Origin of the sequence: Nannocystis sp. RBIL2 (assembly GCF_026626745.1) — a bacterium.
GTDB lineage: Bacteria > Myxococcota_A > Polyangia > Nannocystales > Nannocystaceae > Nannocystis.
On record NZ_JAPNJW010000001.1, the window covers coordinates 5,030,087 to 5,045,224 of the forward strand.

Annotated in this window: 11 protein-coding genes; 4 read left to right on the forward strand and 7 right to left on the reverse strand. The window is 72.4% G+C overall.

Features of this window, described 5'->3' with window-relative positions; genetic code table 11:
* Positions 1-142 precede the first annotated feature (142 nt).
* Both OV090_RS19970 and OV090_RS19975 read right to left on the reverse strand, forming a co-directional pair.
* A complete protein-coding gene (locus OV090_RS19970; RefSeq protein WP_267705443.1) occupies positions 143-3,052 on the reverse strand; it encodes a serine/threonine-protein kinase in 2,910 nt (969 codons plus the stop codon).
* Positions 3,049-5,892, reverse strand: a complete 2,844-nt coding sequence (locus OV090_RS19975; protein WP_267705444.1) for a serine/threonine-protein kinase — start codon at positions 5,890-5,892, stop codon at positions 3,049-3,051. The genes OV090_RS19970 and OV090_RS19975 overlap by 4 nt, the downstream gene beginning before the upstream one ends.
* A gap of 617 nt (positions 5,893-6,509) precedes the next feature.
* On the opposite strand from OV090_RS19975, the gene OV090_RS19980 reads away from it, so the two are divergent.
* Entirely contained in the window at positions 6,510-7,136 is a 627-nt protein-coding gene (locus tag OV090_RS19980) for a sigma-70 family RNA polymerase sigma factor (protein ID WP_267705445.1), read from the forward strand.
* 302 nt (positions 7,137-7,438) lie between these two features.
* Here the strand turns inward: OV090_RS19980 and OV090_RS19985 are convergent, their stop codons facing one another.
* Positions 7,439-8,209, reverse strand: a complete 771-nt coding sequence (locus tag OV090_RS19985) for a sigma factor-like helix-turn-helix DNA-binding protein (protein WP_267705446.1) — start codon at positions 8,207-8,209, stop codon at positions 7,439-7,441.
* 55 nt (positions 8,210-8,264) lie between these two features.
* The gene (gene gshB / locus OV090_RS19990; RefSeq protein WP_267705447.1) at positions 8,265-9,239 is read right to left on the reverse strand and encodes a glutathione synthase; all 975 of its coding nucleotides are present in this window, start codon (positions 9,237-9,239) and stop codon (positions 8,265-8,267) included.
* A gap of 86 nt (positions 9,240-9,325) precedes the next feature.
* Between gshB and OV090_RS19995 the strand changes: the two genes are divergently transcribed.
* From OV090_RS19995 to OV090_RS20005, 3 genes are read left to right on the forward strand one after another with little or no spacing between them, the layout of a single operon-like run.
* On the forward strand, positions 9,326-9,835 hold the full coding sequence (locus tag OV090_RS19995) for a hypothetical protein (RefSeq protein WP_267705448.1): 510 nt from the start codon (positions 9,326-9,328) through the stop codon (positions 9,833-9,835).
* A complete protein-coding gene (locus tag OV090_RS20000; RefSeq protein WP_267705449.1) occupies positions 9,832-10,827 on the forward strand; it encodes a tetratricopeptide repeat protein in 996 nt (331 codons plus the stop codon). Before OV090_RS19995 ends, OV090_RS20000 begins: the two co-directional genes overlap by 4 nt.
* A 16-nt stretch (positions 10,828-10,843) precedes the next feature.
* A complete protein-coding gene (locus OV090_RS20005; RefSeq protein ID WP_267705450.1) occupies positions 10,844-12,244 on the forward strand; it encodes a GH3 auxin-responsive promoter family protein in 1,401 nt (466 codons plus the stop codon).
* Between the two features lie 67 nt (positions 12,245-12,311).
* Here the strand turns inward: OV090_RS20005 and OV090_RS20010 are convergent, their stop codons facing one another.
* The 3 genes from OV090_RS20010 to OV090_RS20020 form a co-directional block, all read right to left on the reverse strand.
* Complete coding sequence (locus OV090_RS20010; RefSeq protein ID WP_267705451.1) at positions 12,312-12,650, reverse strand: hypothetical protein; 339 nt, start codon at positions 12,648-12,650, stop codon at positions 12,312-12,314.
* 199 nt (positions 12,651-12,849) lie between these two features.
* Complete coding sequence (locus OV090_RS20015) at positions 12,850-13,980, reverse strand: VOC family protein (RefSeq protein WP_267705452.1); 1,131 nt, start codon at positions 13,978-13,980, stop codon at positions 12,850-12,852.
* A gap of 616 nt (positions 13,981-14,596) precedes the next feature.
* On the reverse strand, positions 14,597-14,926 hold the full coding sequence (locus OV090_RS20020) for a hypothetical protein (RefSeq protein ID WP_267705453.1): 330 nt from the start codon (positions 14,924-14,926) through the stop codon (positions 14,597-14,599).
* Between the last annotated feature and the right edge of the window lie 212 nt (positions 14,927-15,138).

The window sequence follows — 15,138 nt, forward strand, 5'->3', positions numbered from 1 at the left end:
CTTCGGGGCGCACCGGAGCTGGCTCTTGAGACATCTGCGGCAGCGAACGGCGGACAGCCGTCCGACATGTCCTTTGCGACAGGTTTTTATCGGTGCCACGGACACGCGTCCGAAACATGTCCTTTCGGACATGTCTGAACGGCTAGCCGCTCTTGCGCGCGAGCAGCCAGGCGTCGACTGCGGCGACCATGCGGACGTCGCTGGCTGCGGCGGCGAGGGCGCGGGCTTCTTCGGCCACGTGTTCGGCGCGCTCGCTCTGGCCGGCGCGGGCCAGCGAGCGGGCCAGGCGGAACGCGCTGGAGTAGCGGAGGGACGGCTGGACCAGCTCGCCGCGGGCGCTGGCGACTGCGTACGCGCGCTCGGCCACGGTCACTGCCTCGGTGGTCTGACCGGAGCTGGCGAGGATCTCGGCGAGCACCTCGAGCGCGCTGGCGATGTAGGGCTCGTCGTCGCCCCACGCGCGCTCGGCGTCGACCACGGTGGCGCGGATCTCCGCCTCCGCGCCGGCGAGATCGCCCTGGCGCAGCAGCGCCCGCGCCAGCCACACCCGCAGCTTGAACAGCTCCGGGTGCAGCGGGCGCGCGTCGATCGGCAGGCCCACCGCCGCGCTGGTCGCCCCGAACAGCGCGCGGCGGATGAGCCGGACCGCCTGCGGGACGTCGTCGCGCTGCATCAGCGCCTCGACCGCGCCGTTCGTCAGCTGCAGCGCGAGGTGACTGTCGTCGGGCACCAGGCCGGCGATGCCTTGTTGGGCGCGGTCGAAGATCGCCGCGGCCGCGTCGGCCTGGCCGTGGCGCAGCGCCAGCATCCCGGCGGAGCGCAGGCTGGCCGCGAATTCGGGGTGGCGCTGGCAGCAGCCGGCTTCGGCCGGGGCCGCGTCGCCGGCCGCGATCAGCGTGTCGTAGTCGACCGTCTTCGCCGTCGTCGCGCCCGCGTCGCACAGGCGCTCGCGCAGGGTCACGAGCGCGCGGTCGACGTGCTGCTCGGCCTTGTCGAGCAGACCGAGGCTGGTGGCCGCGTCGGAGGCGAGGCGGAACAGCACGCTGACCTCGGGCAGGTGCGACGAGCCGACCGCCTCGTGCATGGCGATCGCGCGCTCGAAGTGGCCGAGGGCCTCGGCGTGGCGACCGGTGGCCAGCGCGACCTGGCCCTGGGCCTCGGCGAGGGCGGCCCGCTGGGGCGGCGCGCCGCCGCGGGCGAGCAGGGCGTCGACGTGGCGGACCCATCGCTCGGCGGCGGTGAAGTCGGCCAGGTGGACGCCGGTGACCTGGACCAGCTCGATGGCGGCGGCGATCGCCACCCGCTCGCGGGCCGACTCGAGGGCCGCGAAGTAAGCTGTCTGAAGGGACAGCAAGGCGTCCTTCGGCCGGCCGCTGCTGACGAGCACGCGGCCGCGGGTCAGCTCGTAGTCGGCGCGCAGCGGCAGCTGGCCGTCGGGCAGCGCCAGCGAGTCGAGCACCGCCAGCGCCTCGGTGAACTTGCCGGCGCGGCGGTGGGCCTCGGCGCGGGCGATCGCGGCGTGCTGCTCGGCCAGAGTGCGCGCCAGCTCGGAGTCGCCGGGCGGCGTCGCGTGGCGCTGCAGCTCGAGCGGGTCGGAGCACGACTGCGGCGACTCGAGGCCGGCGACCAGGTCGGACGCGTGCACCGCGAACGCCACATCGGGCCGGCCGAACAGGTCGAGCACCGCCTTGAAGTCGCGCAGGCGATCGCCGAGGCAGGCCCGCCGCAGCTCGTACAGCGCGGGCGACTGCTCGTGGCGGACCTCGGCGGCCACGCAAGCGTCGGCCGCCACCTCGATCCAGCGCTCGGCGTACTCGTCGTACTGGCGGCGCGCGACCGTCCACGACTGCGCGACCGTGGGATCGACCGCGCGCAGCGACGCGCCGATGCCGGCGAAGCGGCCCGGGTTCCACACCTCGGCGATCTCCTGCCGCGCCCGGTCCTCGCACACCCGGATGTCCACACCTGTCTGATAGGACAGGCCGACCCCGACCGCTGCGAACGCCGCGGTGAGGCCGGCGGCCGCCAGCCAGGCGGTGCGCGGCGGCTCGACCACGCGGTCGATCGCGGCGATGAACGCGTCCATCGACGGGTAGCGGTGCTCGGGGCGGATCTGCAGGCCCCGCAGCACCACGGCCCGCAGCGCCCGCGGGACCTTGGCGCTGCCGGGGTCGCGCAGGTGGCCGGCCAGCACCGCGCGCATCAGCTCGGAGAGGTTGTCGCCGGGGAACGGGCGGCTGCGGAACAGCGCCTCGTAGAGCGCGACGCACAGCGCGAACTGGTCGGAGCGGGCGTCGGCCCGGTCGCCGCGGAACTGCTCCGGGGCCATGTAGGCCGGCGTGCCGATCAGCGAGCCGGTGAGCGTCAGCGAGGTGTCGAGGGCGCGCAGGCTGGCGCCGGCGGACGAGCCGGAGCCGAGGCTGAGCCCTTGCTCGCGGGTCCGCTCGAGGTCGGCGAACAGGTGCGGGTCACTCTCGGCGCGGGCCAGGCCGAAGTCGAGCACGCGCACGCGGCCGTCGTCGCCGACCATCGCGTTCTGCGGCTTGAAGTCGCGGTGGACCAGCCCGGCCTCGTGGGCGGCGGCCAGGCCCGAGGCGGCCTGGCGGAACACGTCGACGATCTCGCGCCACGGCCTTTGCTGTCTCTTGAGCCATGTACTCAAGGTCACGCCGTGGACGAACTCCATGGCGACGTAGACCTGCTCGTGGTGGGTGCCGACCTCGTGGACGCTGACGATGTTGGGGTGCGACAGGCGGGCCATCGCCTGGGCCTCGCGCAGCAGGCGGGTGCGCGCCTCGACCACGTCGGCGGTGGCCTCGGGGTGGAGCAGCTTGACCGCGACCTTGCGCTCGAGCTCCTCGTCGTAGGCGGCGTAGACGACCCCGGTGCCGCCGCGGCCGAGCTCGCGCAGCACGGTGAAGCGGCCGATCTTGCCGGGCGCGACCGGCTCGTCGAACAGGCTGGCCATGATCGCCTGCTTGACGCGCTCGTTGGCGAAGTCGCCCTCGACCTGCGGGCGCAGGGCCTCGGGGGAGATGGTCGGGCCGGTCATCGATGGCCTCCGCGCTTCATCGCCTGCTTGGTGAGAAACTCGTCGATCTCTCCCACCCACTTCTTGCTGTCCATGCGCTGCTTGACCGCGAAGCCGCGGGCCTCCTGGGCCAGCCTGGTCGCGCGGTCGTCCTCGCCGACGCCGGCCAGCGCCAGCGCCAGGTGCCAGAGGGCGTAGTATTCCCATTGCTCGTTGGCCGGGATGGGGTCGCGGCGGGTCAGCGTCAGCGCCCGCTCGGCGTAGGCGACGGCCGCCTCGGGGCGGCCCTCGAGGTGGTTCAGCTCGGCCAGGCTGAGCAGCACGTGCGTCAGCCGCGGGTCGCTCGCGCCCCAGCTCTTCTCGGCCCGCGCCAGCGTGGCCGCCAGCTCGGCCTCGGCCTCGTCCGGGCGCTTCAGCTTGAGCAGCAGCATGCCGAGGGTGTTGTGCATGTCGTAGCTGTCGCCGAGCAGGCGGTCGCTCGAGCGCTCGAGCACGGCGATCGCCTCGCGCACCGGCGGCTCGGCCAGCTCGAGCTGCTGCATCGCATCGTACGTGTAGCTCGTGTTGGCCCACAGGGTCATGTAGACGTGGTTGCGCTGGTTCGGCAGGTCGACCGCGGCGTCGAGCGCCTCCTTGAACACCGCCAGCGCGCGCTCGTACTGGCCGTCGACGCGGAGGGCCAGGCCGAGGCTGTTGTGGATCATCGCCACGTCGGGGTGCTGCGGCCCGAGCTTGGCGCGCATGATGGCGAGCGCGCGCTCCTGCTGAGCGATGCCTTCCTTCGTCTCGCTGTTGTTGATGAGGTGGTCGCCGTAGAAGCGCAGCGCCCTGGCGAAGTCGACCGTGTCCTCCTTGCCGGCCTCGTGGTAGAGGCGCATCGCCTCGGTGAGGGCCTTGCGGGCCTCGCCGTGCTCGCGCGCGAGGTTGGCGATCGCCCCGCGGATCGTCAGCGCGCGGGCGCGGCGGATCGGGTCGCCGCTGCGGACCGCGTAGATCTCGGCGTGCTTGAGCCAGTCGCGGCTGGCGAACGAGTCGGACAGGCGGCGGCCGACCACGTAGGCCAGGCGCGTGGCGGCGTCGATCGCCACCTCCTGGTGGCCGGCGGCGATGGCGAGGAAGAACGCGTCCTCGAGGCTGGCGCGCGCGCCGAGGTAGTCGCCGTCGTTCTCGCGCACCGAGCCGCGGCGGAACGCCAGCTCGGCCTGCACCGGGAGGTAGCCGGTCCCGGCCGCGGCCGCCTCGGCGGCGCCCAGCACCGTCACCGCCTCGTCGAAGCGCCCGCCGAGCTCTTGCGTGTCGGCGCGCGCCAGCTCGGCGCGGGCCGCTGCCACCTTGTCGGCCACCGCCGGGCCGGGCGGCGGCACCTTGGCGCGCAGGTACTTGTCGTCGCTGCACTGGGCGATGCTCGGCAGGCTGGCCGTCAGCTCGTCGACCTTGGCGACCAGCATGTCGTCGGGCCGCTCGAACATGTCGATCGCCGCCGCCAGGCGGTCGCGCCGCTCGCCCAGGCAGGTCATGCGCAGGTCGAGCTGCTCGGCCGACTCCTGCCGGCACGCCTCGCCGTAGGCCTGGGCCCACTCGGCCCCGTAGGCGTCGAACGCCGCGGCCGCGCGCGACCACGCCGCCTCGGCCTGGGCCACGCCCGACGCCCGCGCGACGTCGGCGAGGCGCTCGTGGACGTCGTGGTTCCACACCGCCGACAGCCGCTCCTCGCCGCTGCACGCCTCGGCGAACGCACCTGTCTGATAGGCCAGGCCGACGCCGCCGCCGAGCAGCGTCGCCGCCACGCCGGCGGCGATCGTCCAGCTGCGGCGCGCCGGCGGGCGGGCGAACTTGGCCAGCTCGGCCAGCAGCGGGCGCATGCTCGGCCAGCGCGCGTCGGGGTCGCGCGCCAGGCCGCGCAGCAGCAGCGCGCGGACGGCCCGCGGCACCCCGGCCGGCGCCGGCACGTCGCGCGCCTGGCCGGCCAGCACGCTCGACATCAGCTCGGCCAGGGTGTCGCCCTTGAACGGACGCTCGCGGTAGGTCGCCTCGAACAGGGCGACGCAGAAGGCGAACTGGTCGGCGCGGGCGTCGACGCGGCCGCCGAGGAACTGCTCGGGGGACATGTACGCCGGCGTGCCGAGCATGACGCCGGTGACCGTGATCGAGGCGTCGAGAGAGCGCAGGTTGGCGACCGCGGAGGTGTGCTCCTCGGCGGGTCGCATGTCCCCGAGGCCAGGTGCCGGCCCGGGCTCGAGCTCGGCGCGGGCCAGGCCGAAGTCGAGCACGCGCGCGCGGCCGTCGCTGCCGACCATCACGTTGGCCGGCTTGAAGTCGCGGTGGACCAGCCCGGCCTCGTGCGCCGCGGCCAGCCCCGACCCGGCCTGCACGAACATCGCCGCGATCTCGGCGAAGCTGCGCCGCTGTCGCTTGAGCCAGGAGTGCAGCGTCATGCCGTGGACGAACTCCATCGCCACGTAGACCTGGCGGCCGAAGGTCCCGACCTCGTGGACGCCGACGATGTTGGCGTGCGACACCCGGGCCATCGCCTGCGCCTCGCGCATCAGGCGGGCGCGCGCGACGTCCTCGCGGGTCTCGGAGTGCAGCAGCTTGACCGCGACCTTGCGGTCGAGCTGCTCGTCGAAGGCGGCGTAGACCACTCCGGTGCCGCCGCGCCCGAGCTCGCGCAGGACGATGAAGCGGCCGATCTTCGCCGGCGGGGGCACGTCCTCGACGCGCGGCGCACGGGCGAGCGGCCGGGTGTCGGCCGTCACGATCGGGATCAGGGTGGGCGCGTTCGGATCGATCTGCCGCCCGTCAGGCGTGGCCCCGGCCGGCGTGTGCTGCAGCGTCGGCTCTCCCGAGGAGGAGGACGACAACGCGCGGATTCGGTCTCGGAGCCCTGGCATGACGACCGGCTTTCAGGGTGCTGTCCCGGAAGGGGGCCGCTGGATCGCGGCCCTGGGAACTTTTTTCGCTACGGCGAACCCGGGGAATGGTGACGGGGCCATCCCGGGCGAGGAAGTCCGCATTTGCGAAACGCCCCGCCGGACGCCCGGCCCCGTACGCGCACGAACGCGCCGCTCTTCCCGACCGCGGTGCCCCTGGCAGCCAAGCGGCCCGGCCTTGCCGGGAACGGGCCGGGGGCTGCGGACCCTGGACGCGCTCGCGCGATGGCGCTGGGGGCCGAGATCCCCGGCCTGAGAGAGAGACGTGCGAAATCGCTCGTCCTCGCGTCGCCCCGCCCTGCCCCGTGACGCCGGGCCGGGTGAGCTTCGAGGTCGTCGCCGTGGGGATCGCTCGCGTCGCTCGAGTCGACCCGATCTGCGCTCGAGCGCCGGGCAGCTCCATCGCGCGACGTGCTCGCGTGACCTCCGCTCGAGCGACCGCCCACGACACGCTCGCCGGTCGCGGCGGCTTCGCCAGGATTGCGCCTGGGGCCGCTGACTTCGGTCCGCGGCCCGCCCTCGCGGCAGTCTGTTAGCATCGCCGCCCGGTGGTCGAGGACAGCGACGCGGCGCTCGTCGACGCCTGGCGCGGCGGCGATCGAGAGGCGGGCAAGCGCCTGTTTCAGCGCCACTACGCCGCGATCGCGCGGTTCTTCCGCAACAAGGTCGGGGAGGCGGGGCCGGACCTGATCCAGCGGACCTTCCTCGCCTGCCTCGAGGGCCGCGAGCGCTTCCGCCACGAGGCGGCCTTTCGCAGCTACCTGTTCGCCATCGCCTACAAGGTGCTGTGCAAGCACTACCGCGAGCAGCGACGCGACGAGGCGCGGGTCGACTTCGCGGAGGACTCGGCGCACGAGCTGTCGTCGCCGATCAGCGCGGTCGCGGCGCGGCAGGAGCAGCGGCTGCTGCTCGAGGGCCTGCGCCGGCTGCCGGTCGACTACCAGGTGGTGCTCGAGCTGCACTACTGGGAGGGCATCAGCGCGGCCGAGCTGGCCGAGGTGCTCTCTATCCCGGTCGGCACCGCCAAGACCCGTCTGCGCCGCGGTCGCGAGCTGCTGGAGGAGCGACTGCGCGAGCTCAGCACCTCGGCGGTGCTGCTGCAGAGCACCCTCGCCAACCTCGACGCCTGGGCCGCCCGCCTGCGCGTCCAGGTCCTCGGCGACGAGCCGGAGTGATTTCTTTTCTTTCGTGCTTCGACGAGCGAGGCGAACCGCAGCCGCGAACTCGGGCTCGCCTGTCCTCCGGGACATGCCGCAGTCTCATCCTCTGGCCTCGCGGACGGGCGCGGCTTTGAAGGCCATGTTGGCGCCTCGCAGTCGGTGACCTGTCCTCGCGGACAGGTGATGGCGTCCTCACCGGCGCGGCGGTTCGCATCGGTCCGCGCTCGTGGCCTGTCCTCAAATCAGGTCTCCGCTCTTCGCGACCCGCCGCCCATTCCTACTACTTTGGGGACCGGCCGCCGCGCGGGCATTCTCTACTATGTTGGCACCACGTCGTCGCCGAGGGCCACGGCCAGGAGCGTGTCGTGCTGCTCGGGGGTCGGCTGGATGGGCGGGAGGGTGCGGTACAGCTCGGCGATGTCGCGGTGCTCGGGCTCGTCGTTGTAGGCGGCGGCCGGCACGTCGGCGGTGTGCGGCGGGAGCCTCACGAAATCTGTCTCGAGGGCCAGGTTGAGGCGGCCCTCGCAATAGCAGGGGTTGTGGCGGTCGATGTGGCCGCAGCGGGGCGCCAGGTAGTCTTCCAGGCGGCGGCGGGCGCGGGTGAGGCGGACGCGGAAGGCGCTCTCCTTGATGCCGAGCAGCTCGGCCGCCGCCCCGGGCGGGAAGCCGAACAGGTCGGTGACCACGAACGACACGCGCACGCCGGGCGGCAGGGCGCCGAGCACCGACGCCAGGCAGGTGCGCTTGAGCTCCCACAGCAGCACCGGCAGGCGGCTCAGGTCGCCCTCGATCGGCGGCTTCTCGGCGTCGATCGGTTGGGTCTCCTCGCTGCGCAGCAAGTTGTCGAGGATGACGAAGCTGTGGTCGGCCTTGCGCCCGAGCGCCTCCTCGATCCCGCGGGCCAGCTTGCCGAGCAGGAAATCGTTGGGGCGCTCGGCGGCCAGCAGCGCGTCGCGGTCGAGCCCGCGAAGCGACTCGCGGACGTGGACGAATGCCTCGTCACGCGCGCCGCACATCACGTACGCAAATGCGTAGAGGCGCGGGATCGCGGCGCGCACCAGGGTCGCGAGCTCAGTCGGGTTGGACATCGGGGGGGCGAGTTCAATCTAGCATCATTCGCGCGGCTTGGGTCGCGCGGCGGTGCTAGCGCAGCCGCGGCTCGAGGGCGGCCCAGAACCTCGCCTGCATGGTCTCGTCGCCGGTGAGGCCGCCGAGGCGATTGATCTCCTGCATGCCGGTCGGGCTGGTCACATTGATCTCGGTGAGGAACTCGCCAAGCACGTCGACGCCGACGAAGAACTGGCCCCGTTCGCGCAGGAAAGGCCCCAGGGCGGCGCAGATCTCCCGGTCGCGGGCGCTGAGCTGCGTCAGCGCCGGGCTGCCGCCAGCATGGAAATTGTTGCGCAGCTCGCCTTCCGCCGGGACCCGCATCACCGCCCCGATCGGCTCGCCGTCCACCAACAAGATACGTTTGTCGCCGAGCTTGGCGGCGGGCACGAACTCTTGCGCGATCGTCCAGGTGCGGCCGTCGCGGGTCGCCAGCTCGAACAACGTGCTGAGGTTCGGGTCGCCGTCGCGGGCGATCAGCACCTCGCGTCCGCCGAATCCGAACACCGGCTTCAGAATCATCTGCCCGCCGAGTTCGGCGAGGGCGTCGCGCAGGTCACCGATGTTGCGCAGCAAGAACGTGCGCGGGATGAACTCCGGGAAGTCGAGGATCGCCAGCTTCTCGCTCAGGTCGCGCAGCCCCTGCGGCTGATTGATCACCAGCGTGTGGCTCACCGCCCGGTCCAGGCACCAGGTCGCGGTCACGAAGTCGGGGTCGACCGGCGGGTCCTTGCGCATCACCACCACGCGAAAGCTGGCCAGCGCACGCACCTGCGGGTCGCCGGCCGGGGCGAGCGGCGCGCCGGGCTCGTGGAGCCCCAGCGGCACGGCGCGCGCGACGGCCTCGGCGCCGCGGAGGAGCAGCCCGGGCAGCTCGACCGACCACGGCTGATAACCACGCCGCAGGGCCTCGGCGATCATGAGGTAGGAGCTGTCCTTCTTCGGGTGGATCGTCTCGAGCGGGTCGAGGACGAACAGCACGTCCCCCCGGGCATGCTTGGCGGTCGGCATGGCGCCAGGATACCCGCTCTGGGGGCGGTCCCGCGCCCGCAGGAAATTTGGAGGTCTTTATCCTACATGCACATACTTGTGGACCCATGGCCGCCGCCGCCCGAAAACCCCGCGCCGCATCCGCGCCCAAGGCGCAATTGCCCGAACCGGGCTGGGTGAAGGTCCAGAAGGTCCAGCTCATCCGGCGAGAGATCCGCGAAGTGCTGGCGCCCAGCGCCCTCGAGCTGCTGTTCAAGTACGGCGAGCTGGTGATCGAGGCCGGGCCGGAGCTGGGTCGCGGGCGACGCGCGCCGGGCCAGCGGTTCTACGCGACGGTGATGGTGACCGTGGATCTCCGGCGCTGCGCGGCCCACTTCTGCGAGCCGGCCGACGTGGCGACCGCGGACAAGCTGGCGGAGCTGATGCTGGGGAGCGTGCGCGTGCGGCAGAAGCTCGTGGCGCTGGCGCGACAGGAGCTGGCGCGACTGGCGGGTGTGCCGGCCGCGCAGCTGCACGTGGAGATCGATCATCACGTGCGCAGCGAGGGCACCCGAGTCTTCATCGACGGCGATGCCATGGTATCGCTGGAGGCGGCACGCGAGGCGAGCAAGCGATGAGCGAGACGACCGAGACCACCATCGCAACGTCGGACCCGTCGGCGCAGTCGGCCTACGCGGTGCGCGACGTGTCGCGCCTGTTCGAGCTGCCCGAGAGCCGCCTGCGCTACTGGGCCCAGACCGGCTTCATCAGCCCGTCGATCCGGGTCCGCGGGCGCACCTTCTACAGCTTCCGCGACCTCATCGCCATCAAGGTCGCCCGCGAGCTGCTCGGCGCCGGGATGCCGCTGCAACGCGTGCGCCGCAGCCTCGACTCGCTGCGCGTCAAGCTGCCCGAGGTCGACCAACCGCTGGCCCGCCTGCGCGTCCGCTGCGAGCACGAGCGCGTGGTCGTCGAAGACCAGACCCACAGCTTCGAAGCCGCGACCGGCCAGGTGCTGCTCGACCTCAACGTGCAGACGCTGCACCAAGAGGTCGCGCAGGTGCTGGCGATGCCGCGCTTCCAGGGCCCGGCGCCCGACCGCAGCGCCTACGAGTGGTTCCTGTACGCCTGCGAGCGCGAGGCCGCGTGGTCGGGCGACGACCCCGACGACCCGGCGTTCACCGAGGCCCGCGAGGCCTACGACCGCGCCCTCGACCTCGACCCCGAGTTCGCCGCGGCCTACACCAACCTCGGCGCGCTGCTGGCCGCCGTCGGCGACCTCGACGGCGCCCGCGACCACTTCGACCAGGCGCTGCGCTGCGACCCCGGTCAGCACGAGGCCCAGGCCAACCTCGCGGCCCTGGCCCTTCGGACAGGTGACCCGGAGACCGCGATCGCCGGCTACCGCCAGCTGCTGCGCGCCGTGCCCGACTCGCTCGAGGCCCACTACGGCCTCGCCCGCGCGCTGCTGGCCGTCGGCGGCAAGGGCCAGGCGCTGGCCCACCTCGAGCGCTTCATCGCCGGCGTCGACGGCCTCGCCGCGGCCCAGCAAGGCGGCTCCCTGCGCGAGCGCCGGCAACACGCGACCCGCGTCGTCGCCGCCCTCCGCCGCGAGCTCGGCTCCGGCTGAGAAGGACGCCCCGCGCATGTCCGACCCGAGGCCGCTGCGCGCACCCGGACGCGACCGCTGCCTCGAGCGCCTCGTCGACCAGCTCGGCGCCGGCGAGCTCGGTCGCACCTTCGGCCTGCGCCGGATCGCCGGCCTGCCCGACCTGCGCGCCCAGGTCCCCCTGCTCGACGCCCGCGCCCACGCGGCCCGCGTCGACCCGCTGCTCGACCTCGACGGCCCGGCCGACGCCGGCGCCGCGGCCGAGCGCGCCGAGGTGGTGATGGTCTGGAGGACATGGCTCTCGGAGCATGTCCGATCGGGCATGTCCGAAGAGTCCGGCCTGCGCGCCGGCCTGATGCAGGCCCGCCGCGCCGACCCTGCCGTCGACGCGATCGCCGAGGACGACCTCGCCGCGCTCGGGGCCGAGGTGCTGCGCCTGCACACGCTCGACGACCCGACCCACGCGCTCGAGCGCCTGGCCGCGTTCGAACCTGGCCTTTTGCTCAGCCCGAGCGCGGCCGCGTTCGCCTGCCTCGAGGAGCAGGTCCGCGGGCCGCTCGAGCGCCGCCTGCCCCGCCTGCAGCTGCTGCTGGCCAGCTTCGACGTGCGCCTGCGCCTGCGCGCGCGCGCCGAGCTGCACTCGGGCGGGTGGATCGACCCGCGCGCCGGGCGGCTCGGCCTGCCGTCGCTGCGCCCGCCGGCCCGCGGCTTCACCCTCGCGCTCGCCAGCGCGATCGTCGAGCTGCTGCCGCCAGGCGACGACCGCCGCGGCTCCGACGAGGCGGCCGCGCTGTGGCCCGAGCACGCGATCGTCGGCGAGCGCTACGAGCTGGTGGTGTCCTCGGGGACAGGTTGCCTGCGCCTGCGCACCGGCGAGTTCGTGCGCGTGGTCGGCTTCGACCCCCCGACCGCGCTGGTCCCGTTCCCCCGCCCCCGCGTGGTCCGCCTGCCCGCGCCCGACCCCGCGGTGCCGCTCGCCGGCCTGTCGCTGCCGGGCGCCGAGCTGGCCGCGAGCGTGCGCGCGGCGTTCCGCCCGGAGGACCCGGCCCTGGTCGCGGCGACGGTCGGCCCCGACCCTCAAAGCGTGGCCGACGCGCCGTCGCCCGCGGACTCGCGCCCGAACCACTTCGTCGACACGGAGCTCGGCTCGGCCGATGTGTCGGGGATCCGCCAACCCCTGCGCGCGACCGGCTTGCACGTGCAGGTCGAGGTCCAGGGCGTGGCGCGAGCCGACTTCCGCGCCCGCCTCGGCCGCTCGATCGACGACGACCTGATCCGCCGCAGCCCGGCCTACGCCCACCTCCGCGCGCAACGCCTGCTACGCCCGCCGCGGATCGAGCTGGTCCCGCCCGGCGCATTTAAAGAAGCATGGGACCGCGCGGCCCGCCGCCTCGATCACAAGGTGGCCGGGCCGGTGGTGCGCGTGCTCGCCAGTTGATCTGTTTTTTAGAACATGTCCGAAGCACCATGTGACTGGTGCGCTCCGGCTCACGGCGCGCTGACGCTCACGCGTCGCGCAGCTCCTCGAGGTCGCCGTACAGCCGGCCCGCGTCCGAGGCCAGCATCGGCTCGGTGCTCAGGGCCTTCAAACGGTCGAGCACGGCGAGGACCCGCGCAACCAGGGCGGCGTCGACCGGCGGGTGCTTCCAGCGCACCTCGCCGAGCCAGTCCGAGAACAGCCCGAGGGTGCTCTGCAAATTTCGCCGGGTCTCCTCGGCCTCGAGCGCCGCGGCCATCTCCTCGAGCAAGACGACGGCGCCGGGCAGATCGCGGCACCGCTCGATGAGGTCGGCGAAGCGCCGGTGCGGCGCAGCGGTTTTTTCCGGGTTCGTCTTCGGCGGCATGCACCGCGACGACAGCCGTTTTACTGCCGCCACGCAAGCGGGGGCGGGCCCGTGTTTTCCGCCAGGCCCGATCCGCCCGGGCATCGACGCGCCCACGGTATGTCCCTCAAGACATGTCCCAGTGCTCCATTCCTTAAAAGGCGACGGCGCGCCGCCTCGCTCTCGAGGTCGGCGCGCCGCGCTCACGTCCGAGGCCGGCTCAGGACTGCGGCTTCTGCTTGGCCATCTCGGCCTTCATGCGCTCCGCCATCTGCTCGGGGGACACGTCCTCCTTGTGCGTGGCGATGCCCCAGGCCAGGCCGGCGGGGTCGAGGAGCATCCCGTAGCGGTCGCCCCAGAACATGTCGCCGACCGGCATCAGCGGCTTGCCGCCGGCCGACTGGGCCTTGGCGAACACCGCGTCGGCGTCGGCCACGTAGTGGTGGAGCGACACCGGCGTGCCCTTGTAGTCGGCGATCGACTTGCTGCCCATCTCGGGGAAGCCGTCGGACAGCATGATGACGCTGTCGCCGATCACGATCTCGGCGTGCATGATCTTCTTGCCGTCCTGCGCCAGCATGCGCGACTTCTCGGTCGCGCCGAACGCGTTCTTGTAGAACTCGATCGCCGCGTTGGCGTCGGCGACCGCGAAGCTCGGCGTGACCGTGTGGTAGTCCTTCGGCAGCTTGTCGGTCGCCGGGGTGCCGGCGATCTTCTTCCAGGCCGGCGCCGCGCCCTTCTTCGGCTTCTTCTTGGTCGGCGTGAAGGCGATCTTGGCGCGCTCCGCCAGCTGCTCCGGCGTCAGGTCCTCGACGTGCGTGGCGATCTCCCAGCGGTGGCCGAACGGGTCGGTGACCTCGCCCCAGCGGTCGCCCCAGAACTGGTCCTCGGCGGGCATCGTCACCTTCGCGCCCGCGGCGGTCAGGGCGGTGATCGTGGCGTCGACGTCCGGCGAGTAGACGACCAGCGGCGCCGGCGAGCCGCCGAGCGTCAGCGGGCTCTTCATGTCGCCCGACTCCTCGTCGATCATCACGATCGAGTCGCCGATCTTGACCTCGGCGTGGATCGACTTGCCGCCCTCGCCGGGGATCGTCAGCACCTTGGTGGCGCCGAGGTTCTTGGTGTAGAAATCGACCGCCTCGTCGACGCCCTTGACGACGATCTGCGGGGTGATGGCAAAGAAGCCCTCGGGGATCGGCTTGACCTCGGGCTTGGGCGGCTCGGGTGCCGGCGCGGGCGGGGCCGAGGCCGTCGACTCCGGCGTCGCGGTGTCGGTCTTCGCAGAGTTGCTGCACGCGAGCGGCAGGAGCGTCAGCGCGATGAACAGGACTGAGGGGTGGGTCTTGGTCATGGGGTGCGCAACCTTGCAAAGCAGGGCGAAAATGTCCAGCGGCCTGATCCGTGTTCCGTACGCTGCACCCGCAATTCCAGCGAAACCCCAGCGACTGGGGGCAGGATTTCCCACTTGCATTCGGGCGAATGGTAAGAGTGGCTGGATCCAAACTCTCACGTTTGCCGGTAGTCCGCGGGGGACATCGCGGTATCTACAAGAACCTGTTCCATCCGCCATGTCGCCTTTCACCTGTCCCTGGGGACATGCCGGCATGCTCGACGAAACGGCCGAGCGATCGCCGGCGCCTGGCGACGTCGACAGGCGCCCGGGCGTGGGCACAGCTCGCTGATGGTCGACTCGCGCGCCCTCGTGGAGACGCCGACATCGCCGAGGTCACTTTGATCGATCTGCGCGGGCATGACCGCCGGGGCGCGGCTGCAACGCCTCGACCCACGAGAGCAGGACGGGCATGTCCGGTGCCGTTAGCGACTTCGTGCCGTCGAAAGCCGCGGCCTAAAGTAAAAGACCGCGGCGACGCTGCATCGAAGCAGCGTCGGCCGCGGCTCGCGAACGGGCCGTCGCCGCGCCTTTACGTGCCACACGGACTGGAGCGGCGTCCCAGCAGGCTCGCGGGTCACAGCCCCTTCGGTGAGCCGCGAAGGAGCGCATGCACGCGCTCCTCCGGCGACGGCCCCCTGGGCGGCGGTGCGTCGACGAGGGTCGAGTTTTGCCGCGCCAACTCTGCCGCGACCTCTTCCGGCGTGGGCTCCTTCCCACCGAAGGGTTGCAGGCAGTACGCGCGCATGTCGCTGTTGCCCCGGCCGTCGTGGGTCGTGTACCCGGTCAGCAAACACAGCGCGTCCGCGCCCTCGCAGTCGCGCCGAGAGCTGCACTCGACCTGACTGTCGCGCACGCAATGGTTCAGCACGCACAGCTCCGACTTTGGACACTCGGAGTCGCTCATGCACGGCAGGCACGGCCATGCTCGTGGTCGCGCTCCGCCGACTTGTTACCCATCGATCCGCGCGAGTACTCGTGGAATTGCGATCCATACAAATTTGCACCTCGTCGCGCTGCCGACCGCGACCGCCGACGGGCTTGGAGTGGGCGATATACGGCGCCGGCGGGCGAATAGCACGTATGTCGCGCTTCGGACCCGGTGAAGCGCGCACGGCC

Bases quoted from the DNA above. Each gene is read 5' to 3' on its own strand.
- OV090_RS19970 (WP_267705443.1), bottom strand. From the start codon at position 3,052: ATGACCGGCCCGACCATCTCCCCCGAGGCCCTGCGCCCGCAGGTCGAG.
- OV090_RS19985 (WP_267705446.1), bottom strand. From the start codon at position 8,209: ATGTCCAACCCGACTGAGCTCGCGACCCTGGTGCGCGCCGCGATCCCG.
- gshB (WP_267705447.1), bottom strand. From the start codon at position 9,239: ATGCCGACCGCCAAGCATGCCCGGGGGGACGTGCTGTTCGTCCTCGAC.
- OV090_RS19995 (WP_267705448.1), top strand. From the start codon at position 9,326: ATGGCCGCCGCCGCCCGAAAACCCCGCGCCGCATCCGCGCCCAAGGCG.
- OV090_RS20000 (WP_267705449.1), top strand. From the start codon at position 9,832: ATGAGCGAGACGACCGAGACCACCATCGCAACGTCGGACCCGTCGGCG.
- OV090_RS20005 (WP_267705450.1), top strand. From the start codon at position 10,844: ATGTCCGACCCGAGGCCGCTGCGCGCACCCGGACGCGACCGCTGCCTC.
- OV090_RS20010 (WP_267705451.1), bottom strand. From the start codon at position 12,650: ATGCCGCCGAAGACGAACCCGGAAAAAACCGCTGCGCCGCACCGGCGC.
- OV090_RS20015 (WP_267705452.1), bottom strand. From the start codon at position 13,980: ATGACCAAGACCCACCCCTCAGTCCTGTTCATCGCGCTGACGCTCCTG.
- OV090_RS20020 (WP_267705453.1), bottom strand. From the start codon at position 14,926: ATGAGCGACTCCGAGTGTCCAAAGTCGGAGCTGTGCGTGCTGAACCAT.